17 protein-coding genes are annotated in these 19,618 nt (G+C 68.9%); 7 read left to right on the top strand and 10 right to left on the bottom strand.

The window, feature by feature from the left end; translation table 11 throughout:
* Positions 1-73 precede the first annotated feature (73 nt).
* Positions 74-1,027: a hypothetical protein gene (locus tag P5G59_RS17330; protein ID WP_301220266.1), complete on the top strand. Its 954-nt coding sequence runs from the start codon at positions 74-76 to the stop codon at positions 1,025-1,027.
* A gap of 26 nt (positions 1,028-1,053) precedes the next feature.
* Here the strand turns inward: P5G59_RS17330 and proC are convergent, their stop codons facing one another.
* Positions 1,054-1,899 carry a pyrroline-5-carboxylate reductase gene (gene proC, locus P5G59_RS17325; protein WP_301220265.1) on the bottom strand — a complete coding sequence of 282 codons (846 nt, stop codon included), beginning with the start codon at positions 1,897-1,899 and terminating at the stop codon, positions 1,054-1,056.
* Between the two features lie 23 nt (positions 1,900-1,922).
* Here proC and P5G59_RS17320 point away from each other — a divergent pair, with 23 nt between their 5' ends.
* Both P5G59_RS17320 and P5G59_RS17315 read left to right on the top strand, forming a co-directional pair.
* Positions 1,923-2,885 (top strand): cation diffusion facilitator family transporter, encoded by a 963-nt coding sequence (locus P5G59_RS17320; protein WP_301220264.1) that lies wholly within the window; start codon positions 1,923-1,925, stop codon positions 2,883-2,885.
* Complete coding sequence (locus P5G59_RS17315) at positions 2,882-3,583, top strand: glutamine amidotransferase (protein WP_301220263.1); 702 nt, start codon at positions 2,882-2,884, stop codon at positions 3,581-3,583. Before P5G59_RS17320 ends, P5G59_RS17315 begins: the two co-directional genes overlap by 4 nt.
* A gap of 9 nt (positions 3,584-3,592) precedes the next feature.
* Here P5G59_RS17315 and tadA read toward each other — a convergent pair whose 3' ends face one another.
* A complete protein-coding gene (gene tadA / locus P5G59_RS17310; protein ID WP_301220262.1) occupies positions 3,593-4,060 on the bottom strand; it encodes a tRNA adenosine(34) deaminase TadA in 468 nt (155 codons plus the stop codon).
* 50 nt (positions 4,061-4,110) lie between these two features.
* On the opposite strand from tadA, the gene upp reads away from it, so the two are divergent.
* Complete coding sequence (gene upp / locus P5G59_RS17305; RefSeq protein ID WP_301220261.1) at positions 4,111-4,743, top strand: uracil phosphoribosyltransferase; 633 nt, start codon at positions 4,111-4,113, stop codon at positions 4,741-4,743.
* Positions 4,744-5,126: 383 nt separating this feature from the next.
* A complete protein-coding gene (locus tag P5G59_RS17300) occupies positions 5,127-5,888 on the top strand; it encodes a winged helix-turn-helix domain-containing protein (protein WP_301220260.1) in 762 nt (253 codons plus the stop codon).
* An 84-nt stretch (positions 5,889-5,972) separates the two neighbouring features.
* Here P5G59_RS17300 and P5G59_RS17295 read toward each other — a convergent pair whose 3' ends face one another.
* From P5G59_RS17295 to P5G59_RS17285, 3 genes are all read right to left on the bottom strand, one after another.
* The gene (locus tag P5G59_RS17295) at positions 5,973-6,797 is read right to left on the bottom strand and encodes an ABC transporter permease (protein ID WP_301220259.1); all 825 of its coding nucleotides are present in this window, start codon (positions 6,795-6,797) and stop codon (positions 5,973-5,975) included.
* Positions 6,794-7,807: an ATP-binding cassette domain-containing protein gene (locus tag P5G59_RS17290; protein WP_301220258.1), complete on the bottom strand. Its 1,014-nt coding sequence runs from the start codon at positions 7,805-7,807 to the stop codon at positions 6,794-6,796. The genes P5G59_RS17295 and P5G59_RS17290 overlap by 4 nt, the downstream gene beginning before the upstream one ends.
* A gap of 159 nt (positions 7,808-7,966) precedes the next feature.
* Positions 7,967-8,641 (bottom strand): PadR family transcriptional regulator, encoded by a 675-nt coding sequence (locus P5G59_RS17285; RefSeq protein ID WP_301220257.1) that lies wholly within the window; start codon positions 8,639-8,641, stop codon positions 7,967-7,969.
* 102 nt (positions 8,642-8,743) lie between these two features.
* On the opposite strand from P5G59_RS17285, the gene P5G59_RS17280 reads away from it, so the two are divergent.
* Positions 8,744-9,100, top strand: a complete 357-nt coding sequence (locus P5G59_RS17280; RefSeq protein WP_301220256.1) for a hypothetical protein — start codon at positions 8,744-8,746, stop codon at positions 9,098-9,100.
* A 49-nt stretch (positions 9,101-9,149) separates the two neighbouring features.
* Here P5G59_RS17280 and P5G59_RS17275 read toward each other — a convergent pair whose 3' ends face one another.
* Positions 9,150-10,109, bottom strand: a complete 960-nt coding sequence (locus P5G59_RS17275; RefSeq protein ID WP_301220255.1) for an alpha/beta hydrolase — start codon at positions 10,107-10,109, stop codon at positions 9,150-9,152.
* Between the two features lie 465 nt (positions 10,110-10,574).
* On the opposite strand from P5G59_RS17275, the gene P5G59_RS17270 reads away from it, so the two are divergent.
* Positions 10,575-10,985: a class I SAM-dependent methyltransferase gene (locus tag P5G59_RS17270; RefSeq protein WP_301220254.1), complete on the top strand. Its 411-nt coding sequence runs from the start codon at positions 10,575-10,577 to the stop codon at positions 10,983-10,985.
* Between the two features lie 1,064 nt (positions 10,986-12,049).
* On the opposite strand, the gene P5G59_RS17265 is transcribed toward P5G59_RS17270, so the two are convergent.
* From P5G59_RS17265 to P5G59_RS17250, 4 genes are read right to left on the bottom strand one after another with little or no spacing between them, the layout of a single operon-like run.
* Complete coding sequence (locus P5G59_RS17265; protein ID WP_301220253.1) at positions 12,050-12,637, bottom strand: hypothetical protein; 588 nt, start codon at positions 12,635-12,637, stop codon at positions 12,050-12,052.
* On the bottom strand, positions 12,634-18,201 hold the full coding sequence (locus P5G59_RS17260) for an RHS repeat-associated core domain-containing protein (RefSeq protein ID WP_301220252.1): 5,568 nt from the start codon (positions 18,199-18,201) through the stop codon (positions 12,634-12,636). Before P5G59_RS17260 ends, P5G59_RS17265 begins: the two co-directional genes overlap by 4 nt.
* Positions 18,147-18,965 (bottom strand): hypothetical protein, encoded by an 819-nt coding sequence (locus P5G59_RS17255; RefSeq protein WP_301220251.1) that lies wholly within the window; start codon positions 18,963-18,965, stop codon positions 18,147-18,149. Before P5G59_RS17255 ends, P5G59_RS17260 begins: the two co-directional genes overlap by 55 nt.
* A complete protein-coding gene (locus P5G59_RS17250; RefSeq protein ID WP_301220250.1) occupies positions 18,965-19,588 on the bottom strand; it encodes a hypothetical protein in 624 nt (207 codons plus the stop codon). Before P5G59_RS17250 ends, P5G59_RS17255 begins: the two co-directional genes overlap by 1 nt.
* Positions 19,589-19,618: the final 30 nt, after the last annotated feature.

The raw sequence follows: 19,618 nt of genomic DNA, 5'->3' as shown, positions 1-19,618 counted from the left end.
GATTAACCGAGGAAGCGATGAGGGGGATGTGGATAACGCGGGGCGAGCGCTCCAGTGAGTCCAGGATCGGGGAATGGGTACCGATGACGTCGAGCGGACCGGGTTGGCGAGAGAAGGGTTCACCTTTGCCGAAGCTCTAGGCGCAGGACTGAGCAAACATCGCCTCTATCGGCGCGACCTCCAGCGGCCCTTCCACGGCGTCCGCACCATTGAGATGCCGCTCGACGATCACCGAGCGCTATGCCACGCGTACGCATCTCGCGACCACGCTGGCGATGTGTTCAGCCACTTCAGCGCTGCCATCCTCCATCACCTCCCTCTCCCGAGACGCTTCTGTCCTCGGGGCATCGATGTCGCGGTGTTCGCTCCTCGCAAGCCGTCGCGCGTGCGCGGCGTGATCCCTCACGAGCTTCGCCCAGCGGGCCACCGAGTGGTCGATGTGGAAGGACTCCGCTGCATGTCTGCTCAGGACACCTGGGCACAGCTTTCCGGGTCCATTGGCCTGACCGACCTGATCGCGATGGGCGACTTCCTCCTTACCGGGGATGAACCGTATTCAGGCGTTCGGAGTCCCTGGACGCGCGATGATCTGGCGGCTGCGGCCAAGCGCCATGGCCGCCGCCCAGGGGTCCGCAATCTTCGGTTGGCCCTGGACCGGATCAGACACGGTTCCCTCTCCCCACAAGAATCACGCCTTCGGGTCGAGCTGGTCGACGCGGGCCTGCCTGAACCCCATCTCAACCACAGGATCGTGGAGCGCGATGTCCTTCTGGCCATGGTCGACCTCGCTTACCCCGACCGCCGAGTCGCGATCGAGTATCTGGGCGATCATCACAGAACAGACGACGAGGTCTACCAGGCGGACATCTATCGCCGCGAACGTCTCATGGCCGCAGGCTGGAATGTCGTCTTCGTTACGGCAGCCGACCTCCGTGGCCAGACCCCGCGCGCCGTCCTGTCAGTCCGTCGTGCCCTCGCAACCGCTTCCTCGATGATTCCGCCCGGGACCGGCGTGTCGCCGGATTAAGTGAGGAAGCGATGGGGCGGGCGGCGTCAGCCGGCGGCTAGTTCGCGGGCTCGGGCGAGGGCGGCGTCGGTGGCGCGGGTGAAGAGGGCGGGGAGGTCGGCGTCGGCGAGCACGGCGATCGCGCGCTCGGTGGTGCCGTTTGGGCTGGTGACGCGGCGGCGCAGCTCGGCCGGGTCCTCGTCGGAGGAGACCAGCAGCTCCGAGGCGCCCAGGAACGTGCCGTTCACCAGGGTCGCCGCCTGCTCCGGGGTGAAGCCCTTCTCGACGGCCGCCTGCGTGAGCGCCTCGATCAGGAGGAACACATACGCCGGGCCCGACCCGGAGATCGTGCTGAGCGCATCCAGCTGCGACTCCGGCACCTCGACGACCTCGCCGACGGTCTCGAACAGGGTGCGGACGAGCGCCAGGTCGTCCTCCTCGGTGTGCGAGCCCGCGCTGATCCCGGTGACGGCCTTGCCGACGACGGCAGGCGTGTTCGGCATCGCACGCACGACCGAGATCGTGTCCGGCAGCAGCGACTCCATCGTGGCGGTCGTCACGCCGGCCGCGACGCTCACCACGATGGTCCCCGGCGCGAGCGAGTCCACGATCTCTGCGAGCAGGTCGCGCACCATCGCCGGCTTGACGGCGACGATGACCAGCTGGGCGCCGTCGACGGCGAGCCGGTTCGCGTCCGGCTTCTTCTCGGTCGCGTACGTCGTCACGCCCGGGGTGCCCGAGAGCTCCGCCGCGCGCGCCTCCGACCGGTTGGTCACCCGGATCCCTGCCGCGTGCACGTGCGGCGCGAGCAGGCCGCTCAGGATGGCGCGGCCCATCGAGCCCGCGCCCAGCATGGCGATCGTCGGGAGGTTCACGTTCTGCGCGTCGTCCATGCGGCCATCCTAGGATGAGGGGCATGAGCGCATCAGGTGGAACCAGGGCGATCGTCGCGGCCTTCGCGGCCAACCTCGGCATCGCCCTCACCAAGTTCATCGCGTGGGCGTTCTCCGGCTCCTCGTCGATGCTCGCGGAGGGCGTGCACTCCCTCGCCGACTCCGGCAACCAGCTGCTGCTCCTCCTCGGCGGCCGCCAGTCGCGCAAGAAGGCGGACCGCGAGCACCCGTTCGGGTACGGCCGCGAGCGCTACGTCTACGCCTTCGTCGTCTCCATCATCCTGTTCTCGGTCGGCGGCGTCTTCTCCATCTACGAAGGGGTGGAGAAGCTCACCCACCCGCACCCGCTCGAGAACGCCTGGCTGCCCATCCTCGTGCTCCTCATCGCCATCGGCCTGGAGTCCTTCTCCCTCCGCACCGCGGTGCACGAGTCGCGCCCGCACAAGCACGGGATGTCGTGGCCGCAGTTCATCCGCCGCGCGAAGGCCCCGGAGCTCCCCGTCGTGCTGCTGGAGGACGTCGCGGCCCTCACCGGCCTCGTCTTCGCCCTCCTCGGCGTCGGACTCACCGTCATCACCGGCAACAGCGTGTTCGACGGCATCGGGACGGTGCTGATCGGCCTCCTGCTGGTCGCGGTCGCCATCGTGCTGGGCATCGAGACGAAGAGCCTGCTCGTCGGCGAGGGCGCGAGCGACGCCGACGTCGCGGCCATCGAGCGGGCCGTGACGGCCGGCGACGAGGTCGAGCGCATCATCCACATGAAGACGCTGTACCTCGGCCCGGACGAGCTGATGGTCGCCGCGAAGCTGGCGTTCTCGGGCGAGCACCGCCTGGCGGACGTCGCGGCCGCGATCGACGTCGTCGAGCGCCGCATCCGGGACGCCGTTCCGGCAGCCCGCGTCATCTACATCGAACCGGACGTCTGGATCGACCCCAACGAGGCCGCGCCGGCGACCGACACCATCGTCATCAAAGGACTCGAGTGACCCGCACCGCCGTCATCCTGCAGCACGACCCCAGCATCCACCTCGGCAACATCGGCCCGGTGCTCGTCGAGCACGGGTACGAGCTGCGCGTCGTCGACGTGACCGCGGAGGACGTCTCGGCGATCGACCCGGCGGAGGCCGACCTGGTGGTCGTGCTGGGCGGCGAGATGGGCGCGTACCAGACCGACGAGTTCCCCTTCCTCGAGAAGGAGAAGAGCCTGCTGCGCGCGCGGATCGAGGCCGAGCGCCCGACGCTCGGCGTGTGCCTCGGCGCGCAGCTCATGGCGGGCGCCCTCGGCGAGCGCGTCTACCGCGGTGACACTATGCAGATCGGTTACCGGCGCGTCGAGCCGACCGAGGCGGGCGCCGGGTCGCCGATCCGGCACTTCGACGGCGTCCCGGTGGTGGAGTGGCACGGCGACACGTTCGAGCTGCCGGAGCAGGCGACGCTGCTGGCGTCCTCCAGCGACTACTCCAACGAGGCGTTCGCGATCGGCGACTTCGCGCTGGCGGTGCAGTTCCATCCCGAGGTCACGGACGAGATGCACGAGACCTGGGTGTCGGACGGGTACAACGAGCTGGATGAGCTGGCCATCGACCCGGAGGCGCTCCGGCGCGACCGGGAGGCGTACTCGGCGCGGATGCAGCAGGCCTCGCGGGCCGCATTCTCCGAGTGGCTGGAGAGCCTGCCGCGGTAGCTGCCCGCGCTAGCGCTTCGCGCGGAAGAAGTCGAGCAGAACCTCTCCGCACTCCTCGGCGAGCACCCCGGCGAACACCTCGACGCGGTGGTTGAGCCGTCGGTCGCGCAGCACGTCGTACACCGAGCCGCCCGCGCCGGCCTTCTCGTCCCACGCGCCGAACACCACGGTCGGGACGCGCGCGGCCAGCACGGCTCCGGCGCACATCACACAGGGCTCCAGCGTGACGACGAGCGTGCAGCCCTCCAGGTGCCAGTCGTCACGGGAGGCCGCAGCCTCGCGCAGCGCCAGCACCTCCGCGTGCGCGGTCGGGTCGTGGCGCAGCTCGCGCTCGTTGCGGCCCGTCCCGATGACCGCACCGGACTCGTCCAGGACGAGAGCGGCCACCGGCACGTCGCCCGTGTCGAAGGCGAGCCGTGCGTCCGCGAGGGCGCGACGCATCCACTCTTCGTACGCGTCGGGGACGGCGAGGCTCACGACGGCTCCTCCGGGGGTCGGTGCGGGGATGTTCGGCTAGCCTTGAGCCTATGCGAGTGCACGTTGCGGACCACCCCCTCATCACCCACAAGCTGACGGTGCTCCGCGACAAGACGACGCCGTCGCCGGTGTTCCGGCAGCTGACGGAGGAGCTCGTCACGCTGCTCGCCTACGAGGCGACGCGGGGCGTCCGGGTCGAGCCGGTCGAGATCCAGACCCCCGTCACGACGACCACCGGTGTCGCACTGAGCGAGCCTCGGCCGCTCGTCGTCCCGATCCTGCGCGCGGGCCTCGGGATGCTCGAGGGGATGGTGCGGCTGATGCCGACCGCCGAGGTCGGCTTCCTCGGCATGGTGCGCAACGAGGAGACCCTGGAGCCGACGACGTACGCCGAGCGCCTCCCGATGGACCTCTCCGACCGCCAGTGCTTCGTCCTCGACCCGATGCTGGCCACCGGCGGCTCGCTGGGCGCGGCCATCGACTTCCTGTTCCAGCGCAACGCGGTGGATGTGACCGCGATCTGCCTGCTCGCAGCTCCCGAGGGCCTGGAGGCCCTGGAGAAGGCGACGGAGGGCCGCAATGTGACGATCGTCCTCGGCTCTCTCGACGAGCGGCTGAACGAGAACGGCTACATCGTCCCGGGCCTCGGCGACGCGGGTGACCGGCTCTACGGGACCGTCTGACGCGTCCGCAACATTCCGTAATGATTTGACACGTCGAGTCATCGTCGGTTTTACTGTCCTGCATGACTGACAACTCGCGTACCCTGACCTCCTTCGAGGCCCTTGGGGATGCCGGCATGATGATGGCCGGCCGCGACTCGGTCATGTGTTGCCGAATGTGTCGCTGATCTGACGACCCTTCGCCGAGCAGCCGCCCTCCGACCCATCTGGTCGTGACCGGGCGCACGCTCCCCGGGAGCGCCACACTCACGCTCCCGCGCACCAGGCCCCTCTGACCGGGCCACAACACAAGGCACCCGCGAAATCCCCGCCCTCCGCCGTACCCGCGGAGCACTGGCACACCGGGATCCGGGACAACATCATCACCTAAGGACTCGACTCCCATGTCTCTGGCTACCATCGACACCGCCTTCCCCCGCACCTCCGCCGTCTCCCCCGTCAGCCCGGTCCGCCCGGCCCCCGCGGAGACCGCGACCGCAGCAGCCCCGGCCCCCGCCTCCACCGAGTCGGCGCCCCGCATCCGCGCCGTCCCCGAGGGCACCGAGGCCCGCGGCTTCGTCCTCTACGTCGGCATCGACGAGGCGAAGGCCGCCGCCGCCGGCACCGACCTCGGCCGCATCGTCGAGGCGCTGAAGCGCCTGACCGCCGAGCTCGCGCCCACCGCCGAGACCTACGCCGCCGTCGCCCTGGCCCCGGCCGGTGCCGGCGGACGCGACGTGGATGTGGTGCGCCTCGCCCTGCAGGACCCGGCCGCGATCGCCAAGCACCGCCACGAGGTGACCGTCGACGAGGACGAGGACCGCGCCGCCTCCGGCGTGGTCGTCGACATCTCGCGCAAGCGTCTCGTGCTCGACAACCAGACCGTCGCGCTCACCTACAAGGAGTTCGAGCTGCTGCAGTACCTGGTGCTGCGCGAGGGCCGGACCATCGAGCGCGCCGAGCTGATCAGCTCGCTGTGGAGCGGCGCGGACGAGGACGAGGTGCCGAACGAGCGCACCATCGACGTCCACGTGCGCCGCCTGCGCGCGAAGCTGGGCCGCTACGAGGACATCGTGCGCACCGTCCGCGGCGTCGGCTACCGGTTCGACCGCCACGCCGACGTCTCCATCCGCTACGCCAGCGCCCCCTCCCCCGACCTCTTCTAACCGCCACGCCACGCCAACAGCTCCGGAGTTGTTCGACCGATCCAGGCGGATCAGCGCGAAGAACTCAGGAGCTGTTGGCTGGGATCAGGTGGTGCGCTGGTAGGTGCGGAAGGCGCTCGTCGCCCAGGTCGCCATGACGAGGGCCAGGGCCGCGAGCAGCCCAGCGTGCAGCCAGAGCGACGGCCAGTCGGGGGATGCCGAGAGCGCCTCCCGGCCGACGATCACGGCCCACTCGAACGGGTTGTAGGCGGAGACGTTCTGCACCCACTCAGGTGACAGCTTCGTGTTCATGATGGCGGAGCTGAGGAACATCAGCGGCAGCGTCAGCAGCTGCGAGATCCCGATGAGCGCCGTCTGCTCGCGCGTCAGCAGCGCGATCGCGTTGGAGAGCGAGCAGAACACGGCGGTGAGCAGCACCACGCCGAGCAGGAGCAGCAGGATGCCGGCGACCCCGCCGTCGAAGCGCGCGCCCGCCCAGAACGCGATGCCGAGCACGATGAGCGACTGGCCCACCGCGAGGATGGACTGGTACACCAGCGTCGACACGATCATCGCCGCGCGGTTCGTCGGCGAGGTGAGGAACCGGTCCATCACCCCGCGGTCCATGTCCTGGATGTAGACCGTCCCGGACCACGCGCTGCCGAACAGCGCGAGCATCATCACAACGCCCGGCGTCAGGTACTCCAGGTAGCTCTGGCCGACGCCGAAGCCCGGGATGTCGATCACGGCTTTGAACAGCTGCCCGAAGAGCAGCAGCCAGATGACCGGCTGCACCAGGTTCATCACCAGGAAGGCCGGCATCCGCCAGGCCGCGCGCAGCTGCCGCCCGGTGAGCAGCAGCGTGTGCGTGAGGAAGGTCGGTCCGCCGCGGCGCACCGGGCGGGAGGGGGTGAGGACTGCGGTGGTCATCGTGCGTTCTCCAGGACGAGTTCGGCGGACTCCTGCGCCCGCGTGAAGGTGCGGCCGGTGTGCCGCAGGTAGACGTCGTCAAGGCTCGGCCGGGCGACGGTGGCGGAGGCGACGGCGACGCCGGCGGCCTCGAGGGCGGCGAGCGCCTGCGGCAGCGTGGCGGCGCCGCTGTCGGCACGGCCGCGCAGGGTGCGGCCGTCCCCTCCGACCTCGCGGAGCGCCTCCACCCGCTGCAACGCCGCGAGGCCGGCGAACGGGTCGGCGTCGGATGCGAGCTCGACCACGACGGCGTCGCCGCGCAGTCCGTTCTTGAGCTCCTCCGGCGTCCCACCCGCGACGACGCGGCCGTGGTCGACGATCGCGAGGCGGTCGGCGAGACGGTCCGCCTCGTCCAGGTAGTGCGTGGTGAGCAGCACCGTGAGGTTCTCGCCCGTGGTCATCCGCTCCAGTTCGAGCCACAGCTCGGCGCGCGCCTCCGGGTCGAGCCCGGTGGTGGGCTCGTCGAGGAAGAGCACCTGCGGGCGGTGCATGAGGCCGATCGCGACGTCCAGCTTGCGGGCCATGCCGCCGGAGTACGTCTTCACCTGCCGCCGAGCGTGCCCGGTGAGCCCGAACCGGTCGAGCAGCTCGCGCGAGCGCGCGACGGCCTCTCGGCCGGACATGCCCTGGAGGCGGCCGGCGAGCACGAGGTTCTCGGCACCCGTCCCCATCGGGTCGGACACCGGCTTCTGCGCGACGAAACCGATCGCCCGGCGCACGCGGGAGGGCTGCCGCACGACGTCGATCCCCGCGACGAAGGCCGAGCCCGAGTCGGCGCGGGAGAGGGTCGACAGGATCTTCATGGTCGTCGACTTGCCGGCCCCGTTCGGTCCGAGCAGGCCGAACACGGTCCCGGCCCTCACCTCGAACCCGAGGCCGTCGAGCGCGCGGACGGGAGGCTTGCCTCTCCCGCCGCTGTAGGTCTTCACGAGCTGGTCGGCGACGAGCGCCGGCCCGGATGGCTGTGCCATGGTGGTTCTCCATTTCTTCTGATGAGCAGCCACCGGCACGGGATATCCTTGAAGACAGCCCTCGGTGACTGTTGACGCAGGTTCCTCACGGAACGACTGAAGGTGTGGATGGCCGGAGAGTTGCCGCTCTCCGGCCATCGTTCTGTGCAGGTGCTGCAGCTACGAATCGAACAGCGCGGCCGCCTCCTCTCCGAAGTCGCCGGCGGCGATGCGGTCGCCGATCTCCTCCATGCTGAGGCCCCGGCCGAGCAGCGCGTGCAGCTGCTCCCACCACTCATAGCCGCCGATCGTGCGGTCCCGGATGCGTGCCGCCAGGTCGGCGACGAAGGCCCGCTCGGCGTCCAGCACCGCGATCCGGTACTGCGACTCGACCACGAGCAGCTCGGGGAGGCCGACGATCTCCTCCTGCTCGCGCCGGCGGTCGGCCAGCTCGGCGTCCAGCCGGTCGCGTCGGCTCTCCAGGAGCGCAGCCGCGGTCTGCGGCGGGAGCATCGGCAGCAGCGACAGGCCGGTCTCGATCGCCGGGTACTCCTTCACCGGCAGCTCGACCAGCTCGCGCAGCCACTCCTCGGCCTCGGCCCGTCCGCTCGCGGTGATGGCGTAGACCACCCGCTCCGGCCGGTTGCCCTCGCGCTCGGTCTGGGCGACCTCGATGAAGCCGTGCTTCTCGAGCGACTTGATGACCGCGTACAGCGACCCGAAGTTGAGGCGGATGCTGTCTTCTTTGCCGCGCTCCCGCATCGTCGTCGTCATCTCGTACGGGTACATCGGACGCTCCCAGAGGCACGCGAGCACGGCGAGCGCCAGCGGATTGGACACCGCACGCTTAGCCATGAGCCGCTCCTCTGGATCGAATACTCTGGTCAGAGTATTCGATGGCGAGTGGTCGTGTCCAGCCCTTCCCGCGCCAGCCCGATGAACCGGCAAGATGGACCCATGGATGGGGTGGACCGTGGGGCGCCGAGGTCGGAATGGCGGATGCTGGGCTGGTACGCCATCCCCGCGCTCCCGTTGTTCCTCCTCTACCTGTTCATGGGGGCGCTGCCGTTCCGGATCGCCGCGGACTGGGGCTGGTGGCCGCGTGACTACAACACGGATGTCGGCGAGGCGCAGACCGCCTTCCAGCTCGGTGGTCTCCTCGCACTCGCGGTGCTTGCCCTGGCGATCCCGCTGATCTCGGCCGAGACCCCGAAGGGGATGCGACTGCGCGTGAACGGCACGGCCGCCCTCCTGCTCGTCGTGGCGCTGCCCCTGGTCGCCTGGGGGTTCGGGCTCGCCCTGTGGTTCACCTGACGGGCGCAACGGGTGCGGTCGTCGCCGAGCAAGTCCCGCGTCCCCGGGCTCAGGCGTGGGCGCGGATCCAGGAGGCGACCTGCGGCCCCACGGAGTCGAGGACCGAAAGGTGGGTCGCGCCCGGGACGATCGTGGTGGACAGGAAGCGCTGCGGAGCCGCGTGGGCGAACGCGACGACCTTCGCCGGCGAGAAGACTTCGTCGCGCGCGCCGATCCACAGTCCGACGGGCCGACGGATCCGACTGAGGATGCTGCGGGCGTCGTTCACGTTCTGGCCGATCGCCATCGCCGCGGTATAGCGCGGGATCAGACCGGAGCGCACTTGCGCCGGCGTGTAGGCGAACGCGACCGCGTCCCGGTGACCGTCGACCAGCCCGTTGCTGAGGGTCGCTGCGATCAGCGGCGCCTGGCAGACCGTGGCGAAGTTGGCCGCGTCGGCGACCGACTCCGTACCGGAGTGGAGGCCGAAGTCCGGCGCGACGAGGACGTAGCCGCTCACGCGCGAGCCGAGCGCCGTGACGCTGTTGAGCACGATGCCCGCACCGGCCGAGTGGCCGCCGACGAACACCGGGAGGCCCGGGTGTGCCCGGGCGGCGACGCCGACGTCTGTGGAGACGTCCGCGATCAGCTGTCCCGGCGACGGTGTATCGCCCCGCGGCCCGCCGGAGGCACCGTGGCCGCGGACGTCGAACAGGTACGCCGCGACACCGTTCGCGGCCAGAGCGCGGCCGAAGCCCAGGTACCCGAGCGTGCTGTCGGCTCCCGACCCGTGGAAGAACACCAGCGAAGCGACCGGATGGGCCGGGACGAACGCGAAGTAGGTCAGGCGTGTGCCGTCGGTCGCCCGGACTGTTCCGCTCGGCAGCATCCCGTCGCCACCCGATCCCTTGGAGGACACGTCGAGCCCGCTGGCGGTCACGCGCGGGAAGGAGCAGGGCGCCGCGGTCGCAGCGGCTCCGGCCGCCGTCAGCCCGGCGAGCACCATCGCGGTGACCCCGACCGCGCCCACCAGGCGGCGGGCGGAGAAGGGGGGGCGGCGTCCAGGAGCGCCGCGAGGCGGGAAGGGCGGACAGCACCACCGACGCAAGACCGAGGAGGGCGGGGAGGAGCCCCGCGCCGCCGCCGCCGGCGAGCAGGTGTCCGGCACCCGCGATGAGAGAAGCGGCGGAGGCGGCCCGCACCCACCAGGGCCCGGACCGCCTGGGACCACGCTCCAGGACGACGCCGATCCAGAACGCGACGCCGGCGGCGAGGAGGACAGCGCTCGTGACCGCCAGCCCGGACGGAGCCCACGGCCCGACGTCGGCGGCGCCGACCGCGAGAGCGAGCGCCCCCGCGACGGTGGCGAGAACACGGGAAGCGGAGACGGAGACGGGGAGACCGGAGAACATGACTTCACGCTAGGAACGCGATGGCGAGCGCGGATCAACCCACGAGTGGAGAGCCGGGTGGAGACGGTCGTTAGGCTGTCGCCGTGGGGTTCCTCGCCGCGATCGGGCGCATCAACGCCGCTCACCCGTGGTCGCACAACGACGCCTTCACCGGGGTCGTGCTGAGACACGCTCGAGCCGTGCGTCGTCGCGGCGGTACCACCGCAGTGGATGTCGGGTGCGGGACGGGCGAACTGTTGTCCCGGCTCGCCACTCTCTTGCCTACCACGATCGGCATCGAACCCGACGCACGCACGGCAGCCGTCGCCGCCGAACGGTGCCGGACGCTCCCGTCCGTTCGGGTCGAGCAGCGCGCGTTCGGGGAGGAACCCGAGAGTTCGTGCGACCTGCTCGTCTTCGTCGCCTCCCTGCACCATATGCCGCTGAGGCCGGCGCTGGAGGCAGCTCGTCGCGCACTCCGACCGCGATCTACTCGCTTCTCAAAGTTCGTTTGATTCCTGGCTGCGATCCGGTCGCGGATCAGACGCCCGATCCCGGCCGCGATACCGAGCGTTCCGGCGATACCCATAACAACGGCCTGAACATCCAATAGAGCTACCCCACCAGAATCTGGATTCGCGACAACACAGTTACATCTCCTCGGCGTTGCTCTCGGGTGCCGACCAGTCGCTCGTCTCGAAGTTCTGCCGCCCCAGTCCTCGTGGGAGGCCAACTGCGCGATGGCGGGGCCATTTCAATGCTCCCGTCACCTGCTTCAACATCTTGCCCAGCACGCTCGGAGCCGAACAGGAACCGCTCCCGTTCTGACCGATTCTGCAACTCAGGCCGCCAACCCAAAGAGGATTGAAATTGTGACCATCACTATTCCGAAGGAGCTCACAACCAGAGGCGCCCGCGATCGGTGATTGGCGACCGAAACTCCACCCTCCACCTACGGATATGTTTGGGACTGCAACTACTCCGCACGACCCGACAAGACTCAGGCCTTCTTGCTTGCCAACGCTCACGCCGGCGGTTCCATATAGGTGCACCTCTGGGCCGAAGCCGAAGGTGACAGGCCACGCCGGCGATCGTGGAACTCAGGCCATCCAGCAGATCCCACGTCGTCGACTCTTCAGTTCGCCGTCTTTCCGGATCCAGCAGCCTCACTACCCGAACGCTCCGAGGAATCCGAACGTGGTGACGGCCAGACCAAAGACGATAGACGCGATTCCGCTCATTCGTACTTCCCGCGGGCTCATCCGCCGCCTTTGCTCCAAGAGGGGGCGCCACCTGGTGCCATCCGGGAGCTTCAGGCGTGCAGGCAACACCACACAAATCGCCCCCCACCCGATGGCCACAAGCCCGAATACAACGGCTACCCATTGAACGTGGTCCACGTCAGCTCTGCGGTCGAGAGGGAAATGCCGTGACAGTCGAGCCATAGCAGGTGGGCCCACCGTAGGAACACGGCTCATATTGGGAAATGGTCCACGTCACAGGAACTCTGTGCCTCTGATAACACGTCTGCTGCCTTGATTCGCAAGGAGATGAAGCGCGAAACCGCGCAACCGCACCATCAGCGTGTTCCAGTGTGGTCAGCCACAGCGTGGTAGCGCAGGGAGTTGTAGAGCGACCGGGTAAGCGTACGCGAGGGTAGATACAAGGGCGTCGAAATCACCCTGAGATCGAGCGTTCCCATACCATCGGCCGATCGAATCTGAAGTGTTCCGCGAGCAATGCTCAGGTCGGTTTCTGTGAGGGCTCTGCTTTCGATCGGATCCTCGTGATGAACGGGTAGGAATAGCAGGAGCGAGCCCCGGGTCACAGTGAGCAGCAGGTATGGCAAGGGCTCCCCGGCCACGCTAAGCACGCCTAAGCGTTCACGGAGGTTGCTGAAATCACCGAACGTAACCGAAGCGACCTTCACCACCCAGACCTTGGATTTTACCCTCCTCCTGATCGAACGGATGGCATAACCCACCTCTCTCATATCGCTCCGCCGGATCGCTGAGGCGATCATCAGCAGGATTGCACCGAGGGCTAGGTAGGCCAATAGTTGCCAGAACGCGGCACCACTGCCAAGAACCGCGTGAATGCTGAGCGCAATCACAGTCCCCGCGACTGACGCCCCAGCCAGCAGTCGCCAGACGCTCCATCGTTTCATCCGAACACCTTCTGATCCCACCATCTGGATACACCGTCGTCGAAGTTGCCTGCGAGGGTTCCGACGTCGCTTCCACTTCCCGTTATCGATCCAGCGCCTCTGAGCATTGCACCCGACAGACCCGGGAGGGCTTTGATGCTCCCGGCCGACGCTAGTCCTAGCGAGGAAACGAAGAGGAAGCCGCCGAGCAGGCAGTTGCGCGTGTTCCAATCGGCACCGCACGAGAGAGCTACGCTCCCCGCGTTAACGATCACAGCAGCAGGGACCGTAAGCGGCGAAAGCGCAGGGAAGACCAGGGTAACGAAGTCGATGCCTGCGGCGATATTGCCGAATGTCTGAGCAAGATCCTTCGTCTCATTGACCCATGCTTCATGCTGGGCGGCGCGGATTTTCTCGCTGTTCCCGTTGATGAAGGCGCAGATTGTTGGCGCAACTCCAGGTCCACAAATTTGGCGATTTGCCGTCAGGGAGAGATTTGGGCCGACGAAGTCGGCGCCGTCAGCGTGGCGCTCCTGCACCTTCGTCTGGGTTCCCGGCCCCTTGGGCTTGGGGGTGTCCTTCTTCTTGGGAACGTACGGTGGCGCGGGTGGTGGCATCTTGACGTTGTTGTACGCCTGGACGGGAGGGGCGCCGCAGCCCAACGGGAGCCCGTCACCGGCGCCGCGGCGGGCGCAGAGGTGCCCGTCGGGGTCGAGGTACGTGGCCGGGTTGTCGGAGACGTACTGGTAGCGGGCCAACGTCTTGGGCTGCGTCAGCAGGCCCCGCCAGGTCTCGGGGCTGGTCCAGGACCCGGTGGCCGGGTCGTAGCTGCGGGCGGAGTTGTGCACCAGACCCTGCGTCGGGTCCCCAGCCTGCCCGGTGTAGCTCTGGGGTGCAGACCAACCGGTCGTTTCGAAGACCTGGGTGCCCCAGTCGTCGTAGGACGCCAGCTGGGTGATCGAACCACCGGTGGCGCCGGCGACCGTGGAACCCAGGCCATCCAGGAGATCCCAGGTGGCTGACCCGGTCGCGGTGACATGCTCGGCCAGCTGCCCGATCGCATCCGAGACCAGAGTGCTGGTGCCGTGACTGACGCTGGCGGTCTGGGCGAGGTCGCCGCCGTTGTAGACGTTGCGGGTGGTGTCGGTGCCGTACTTGGTCTGGTCGGTGATGGATGCCTGCCGGCCCAGACCGTCGTAACCGTAACTGGTGGTGCGGCCGTCACGGGTCACCTGGCTGGTCTGCCCCACCGCGTTATAGGCGTACGAGGCGCCCACCCCGGCGACGGACTGCGAGGTGCGGTTGCCCGCGCCGTCGTACCCGTAGGTGGCCACCCCCGCCGAGACTCCCCTGCCGGACTTGTCCGTTGCGGTCTGCGTGACCTGGTTGGCGTTGTTGTACGTCGCGGTCTGGGTGAAGTCGCCGTCGGTGGCGCCTGACCGGGTCCAGCCGGTGCGGTTGCCGGCCGGGTCGTAGGCGTAGGTGTTCTTCTCCTTCTTATCGATGACAGAAGAGGTCAGGCGGTCGAGGTTGTCGTACCCGTAGACCTTCGACGTCTTCCTCACCACACCCGGAGCCGAACCGCTCCCGTACGCGCCACCGGTGATCGTGCGGGTGGCGTCGGTGAGGTTCCCGTCGGGCGCGTACGCGTAGGTGAAACGCAGGCTTCCACCATCCGGGACCGGGTTGGCCGCGGCCGGGAGGGTGCGATCGCCCAGGTAGGCGGCGGTGTGCTTGCACATCCCGTTGCTCCCTGCCGCGGACGCAGACCGGGACGACAGGTACCCGGCGACCGTCTCGCACTGGGCTGCAGCCGCGTCCCCGGACACATACGCCGCAGGCGTGGGCGTCGGGGTCGGGGTCGCAGTGGCCGGAGCGGCTGCTGCCGCCAGGGTGGTGTGGAGCACGTCGGTGACGCGGTTGTCGGGGTCGTAGCCGTAGGTGGTGGTGACCCCGGTGGACCGGGCCAGCTTGGTCAGGTTGCCTGCGGGGTCCCACCCGTACGACAGCGACCCCCACGGGGACGCCTGCGAGGTCACCCGACCGGCCGTGTCGTAGGTGTAGTCCAGGGTCTGCCCGGTGGGCAGGGTCATCGAGGTGGTCTGGCCCGCCTTGTCGTACGCGGTGGTCAGGTGGCCGCCCTGCTGGTCGATCTGCGTGGTCAGGCGGCCGTCCTTGTCGTAGGTGAACCCGGAGACACCCGTCGGGTCGGTCATCGCGATCAACCGCTGCTCGGCGTCGTACTCGTACGAAGCGGCAGCGCCGGCCTGGTCCTGGCGGGTCAGGTCGCCGCGAACGTTGTAGCCGTAGCCGATGGTCGCGCCGGTGCCGGTGGTCGTCTTCGCCGGCCTGCCGGCCGCGGTGTACGCCCACGTGGTGGTGTTCCCGACCGGGTTGACCTCTGACAGGGTGCGGCCGGCCCTATCGGCCGTGTACTTGGTCGCGTGCCCGTTGGGGTCGGTGACGGTGGTCAGGTTGCCGTCCGGGTCGTACCCGTAGGTGGAGACGACGTTCACATCCTGGCCGGGCTTGGCGCCGGCCTTGTATTCCTCCGTGACGGTGGTGAGCTGCCCGGCCGGGTCATGCCCGTAGCGGGTCACGTGTCCGCTCGCGTCCACCAGGGAGGTCTGGTTGCCGTCGGCATCCCACCGGTACGCGGTGACGGCGCCCGTCGGATCGGTCGTGGAGGTGTTGTTGCCTGCCGCGTCGTAGGCGTACTTGGTGGTGTGGCCGTTCGGGTCGGTCACCGCGGTGGTGCGGCCGTCGGCGTCGTACCGGTAGGAGGTGGTGTTGCCGGCGGGATCGGTGCGTGCGGTGAGCTGCTCGAGGGCGTCGTACGCGTAGCCGGTCGTCCTGCCCAGCGGGTCGGTGACGGTGATCACGTTGCCGTCCGGGTCGTACCCGTACCGGGTGGTCTCCCCCAGCGGGGTGGTCTGCGAGACCACTTGCCCGGCCGGGTCGTACGCGTACGTGGTGACGTTGCCCTGCCGGTCGGTGACGCTGGTGAGGTTGCCGTCGATGTCGTAGGCCAAGTCGGTGTGCTTGCCGAGGCCGTCGGTGATCCGCGACACCCGGTCCAGGAGGTCGTAGCCGTACCTGGTGGCCACACCGTCCGGGTCGGTCTGCTTCACCAGACGGCCGACGCTGTCGTAGCTGTACGTCGACTTGCCACCGGTGGGGTCCGTCTGGCTGGTGAGTTGACCGTTGCTGTCGTAGGTGTAGGTCGTCTTCGCACCCGCCGGCGAAGTGGAGGCGGTGAGGTTTCCGACACCGTCGTAGGTGTAGGTCCACTCGCCGCCGTTCGGATCGACTGTCTTGACCGTGCGGTCCTGGTCGTCCGTCGCGTAGGAGGTCGTCCCGCCGAGCGGGTCGGTCTGCTTGGCCAGGGCGTCCTCAGCCGTGTAGTCGTACTTCGTCACGCCACCGGTGGGGGATGTGGTGTCGGTGAGGTGGAACATCGCGTCCCACGAGTACTTGGTCACCCCGCCCAGCGGGTCCGTCAACGATGCGAGGTGATCGTTCGGTTCCCACCCGTAGGAGAAAACTCCCCCGGCCGCGTTCGACACCGTGACCACGCGGTCGCCGGAGTCCCAGGAATAGCGGGTGGTGTGGCCGTTCGGGTCGGTCTGCGACGCCATCCGCCCGGCGGCGTCGTACGCGTACGTGGTCGCATGACCGTTCGCGTCCGTCGCCGTCGTCAGGTGACCCGCCGCGTCGTAGCCGAAGGTGGTGCGGGCGCCGGAGGGCTGGGTCGTCGCGGTGAGGTTCCCCGCGGAATCGAACGTGTTGGCGAGGGTGGTGCCATCCGGCTGGTGCACCGCGACGACATGTCCGGCCGCGTCGTAGTCGTACGCCCAGGTGCGCTCCGCACCCGCCTTGCCGCCGGTGTCGGTCTTGGTCGCCACCAGACCGGTCGGGGTGTAGGTGTACTTGGTCACCACGCCGTCCGGCGCCGTCTGCGTGAGCAGGTTCCCCGCGGCGTCGTAGGTGTAGGCGGTCTTCTGGCCGTTCTCATCGGTCGACCGGGTCACGTTGTTGTCGTCGTCGTACCCGAAGACGGCCGTGGTGCCGTCCGGGTGCTGCACCTTCGTGATCCTCGACTGGTCGTCGTAGGAGTACACGCTCTTGCGGCCCAGGTTGTCGGTGTACGTGGTCTGACCCGGGGTGGAGTAGTCGAGCCGCCGCAGGTTGCCCTGCACGTCCCACTGCTTCACGACGCGGCCCTGCGCGTCGTACTCGTTCTTCAGGTAGAGCGCGCCGGTCGCATCCGTCGCCGCCAGCAGCTGGTGCTTGTCGTCGTAGGTGAACGACTTCGATCGGCCGTCGGGCTTGGTGATGCTGGTGAGGTTGCCCGCCGCGTCGTAGCCGAGGGACCAGTGGTCGCCGCCCGGCCGGGTGAACCCTGTCACGCGTCCCACGGCGTCGGAGTCGACCGTGATGGTCTGGCCGCTCGAGTCGGTGATCGATGTCAGCGGATAGAACTGATTGACATCAGGGTTCGGGGCGCCATAGGTCAGCGTGGTCGTGTGACCCGCGGCGTCCGTGTGCGCGATCAGGTTGCCGATGCCGTCGATGTTCGACGCGTCGAACAGCCACGACTCACCGGAGACGTCCGTCAGCCGCAGCTTTCCGCCGCCAGCCTCGGTCAGCGTCTGGTGGACGCCCGCATCCGCAGTCGTGTAGCCGCCCTTGCCGTCGCCCGTGAACACGAACGAGGCGCCGTCGCCGCGGACCACCATCACCGAGCCGTCGATGAAGCGTTGCGCGCGGACGCCGAGTCCGAACGACCAGCCCGCGCCGATCCGGGTGAGCCGGCCGTCCTGCGAGTTGTAGGTGAAGGTGATGTCGGTGGCGGAGCCGCCCGCGCCGGGAAGGGTGAAGAGCTTCTCGTCCTCGATGAGGTTGCCGGTGGAGAAGGAGAACGGCTCCCCGCCGTAGGTCTGGTGGTTCTGGTGACCGAGCTGCCGCCAGCGGGCGATCTCCGCCTGCGACGGAGGAGACGGCCAGCCGCCGGTCACCGGGTCGGTGCAGTCGAATCCCTGCGACTCCAGGTACACGCCGAGCCCGGTCAGCACACCGTTCGCGATCGACGGCATCCCGTTGTCGATCACAGGACGGTCGTAGTTGTGATCCATGAACAGGGCTTCGAGGTGCGTGAACGCGTTCGGAAGGCCCGCGAACTCGTCTCCCGGGAAGTTGCCGTTGTTGCCCAGGTTCTTCGCCGGCCGCGTCGTGTAGGTCGGCAGGACGCCGACGAGAGAGTTCGAGACGGCGTCGTCGACCGCTCCACCACGGGAGTACACCTGCGACCCGCCATTGCTGGGCGCACCCCACGCCGTGCCCTGGTTCGTGTTGAACCCGATACCCAGGGTGAGGGTCGGGTTCGCGGCGGCGGCGATACCGGCACGGGTCGCACGGCTGATGAACGGCACCGCCGGGTCTTCGCGGGTGAGGACCACGTTGGCCTGGCAGTCCTGCTGCAGCAGCGTCCGCACCCGCTGCGCCAGCTGGACGTTGTAGCCGAGCTCGCTCACCCGCGGGGCCGGTGTGTTCGCGATCCCCTCATCGTTGTCCGGGTCCAGCACGACCGTCGGCCTCGCGGAAGCGGGAACGGGATCCCGATCACGACGAACTGCGAGAGGTGGGTCGACTCCCCGCGCACGACCCCGGCCTTCTCGTCGTAGTACGACGGCAGGACCGCCCACGGGTCACCGGCGGTCTCGCGCGTGTAGATCTGCAGCGTCGCCGGGTTCAGATCGTTCGCCTTCACGCGGTCCGTGTCGGGCTTCAGTTCCAGTGTGACACCAGGGGTCACATCCGACACCACCGGGCCCTTGTCGCCGCCACCGCGGGTCTTGGTCGTCTTCGCCGGAAACTGGGTCACCTGCTTGCCGCGGGCGTCGGTCGCCGTGATCTCCACAGGATCGGACACGGGGGTGCCGCCGGCGGGCTGCTCTGCTTTAGCCGCCCGCAATGCGTTCTTCGGCGCAGCACCGACCGCCACCGTCAAGGCCGAGTCGACCTTGTTGCCGGAGAAGGTCACCGACGCGCCCAACCCGTCTGCGGTGACCGTCGACTCCGTGCCCGGGTCGATCTGTCCCGTCGCGGCGGGATGCGGAGTCTCGGTCTCGGCGCGAACCCGGCGCTCCTGCACCGCCGCGGCCGCCCGCACCTCCGCCAGCGTGGCCGCCGCGGTCCGCCGGGCGAGCTCCTGCGGCGACGCCTGCGCCGGGGTCGCCGTTCCCACCAGCGTCAGGGCCACGACGGCGACCGTCGCGGTGACAGCGGACCGGACACGCGCGCCGGCCGTGCGCGGGGCGAACGTCGCCCGCTTGCTCGATCCCCGCATCAGGCGGCAGCGCCCGCGTCGACGGCGGCCTGGAACAGCCCGCGACGGCGGGCGAGGACCACACCGGTCGCGATCAGGCCCCCGGCGATCGCGACGATCAGCCCGATGGGCAGCCACGACCCCGTCGAGGCCAGGAGGTCTCGAGCCTTGACGCACGCCGCCAGCTGGATCGCATCCGAGACCCCGTCGCCGTCGTAGTCCTCATGACCGGTCGCACACCCGGTTGTTCCGCAGATCACGACCGACGCCCACTTGGGAACGCCGTTGACGTTGACGTCCCTGTTGTCCGTCCAGCAGGTCGCCGACCCACAGGCCAGGATCCGCGCGTAGTCCGGGATGCCGTCCCCCACGGAGTCTTTCGACGGCGATGCGCACGAGACGCTCCCGCACGCCATCACCTCCAGCCAGTCCGGCACGCCGTCCTTGTCGTTGTCCTCGCGCCCTGTCGCGCCGGTCGCCGAACCGGCGACCACGCGCTCGACCGTGTCCGGGAGCCCGTCCGCGTCGGCGTCGCAGGCCGACACGTCCACCGTCGCGGGGCACGGCGCGTACGCGGGCGATGCCGATGCCGGTGTCGCGAGGGACATTCCGGGCGCGAGGAACCCCACCACGACGGCCACCACGAGGATTCGGTAGGCGCGGGCGCGGGGCGT

It is taken from the genome of Leifsonia virtsii, from assembly GCF_030433675.1.
Taxonomy (GTDB): domain Bacteria; phylum Actinomycetota; class Actinomycetes; order Actinomycetales; family Microbacteriaceae; genus Leifsonia; species Leifsonia virtsii.
This window is presented reverse-complemented; position numbering and strand designations above follow the sequence as displayed.

Excerpts from the sequence above, each read along its gene's own strand:
- P5G59_RS17330 (WP_301220266.1), top strand. The coding sequence starts at position 74 with ATGGGTACCGATGACGTCGAGCGGACCGGGTTGGCGAGAGAAGGGTTC.
- proC (WP_301220265.1), bottom strand. The coding sequence starts at position 1,899 with ATGGACGACGCGCAGAACGTGAACCTCCCGACGATCGCCATGCTGGGC.
- P5G59_RS17320 (WP_301220264.1), top strand. The coding sequence starts at position 1,923 with ATGAGCGCATCAGGTGGAACCAGGGCGATCGTCGCGGCCTTCGCGGCC.
- upp (WP_301220261.1), top strand. The coding sequence starts at position 4,111 with ATGCGAGTGCACGTTGCGGACCACCCCCTCATCACCCACAAGCTGACG.
- P5G59_RS17300 (WP_301220260.1), top strand. The coding sequence starts at position 5,127 with ATGTCTCTGGCTACCATCGACACCGCCTTCCCCCGCACCTCCGCCGTC.
- P5G59_RS17295 (WP_301220259.1), bottom strand. The coding sequence starts at position 6,797 with ATGACCACCGCAGTCCTCACCCCCTCCCGCCCGGTGCGCCGCGGCGGA.
- P5G59_RS17290 (WP_301220258.1), bottom strand. The coding sequence starts at position 7,807 with ATGGCACAGCCATCCGGGCCGGCGCTCGTCGCCGACCAGCTCGTGAAG.
- P5G59_RS17285 (WP_301220257.1), bottom strand. The coding sequence starts at position 8,641 with ATGGCTAAGCGTGCGGTGTCCAATCCGCTGGCGCTCGCCGTGCTCGCG.
- P5G59_RS17280 (WP_301220256.1), top strand. The coding sequence starts at position 8,744 with ATGGATGGGGTGGACCGTGGGGCGCCGAGGTCGGAATGGCGGATGCTG.
- P5G59_RS17265 (WP_301220253.1), bottom strand. The coding sequence starts at position 12,637 with ATGAAACGATGGAGCGTCTGGCGACTGCTGGCTGGGGCGTCAGTCGCG.
- P5G59_RS17255 (WP_301220251.1), bottom strand. The coding sequence starts at position 18,965 with ATGCGGGGATCGAGCAAGCGGGCGACGTTCGCCCCGCGCACGGCCGGC.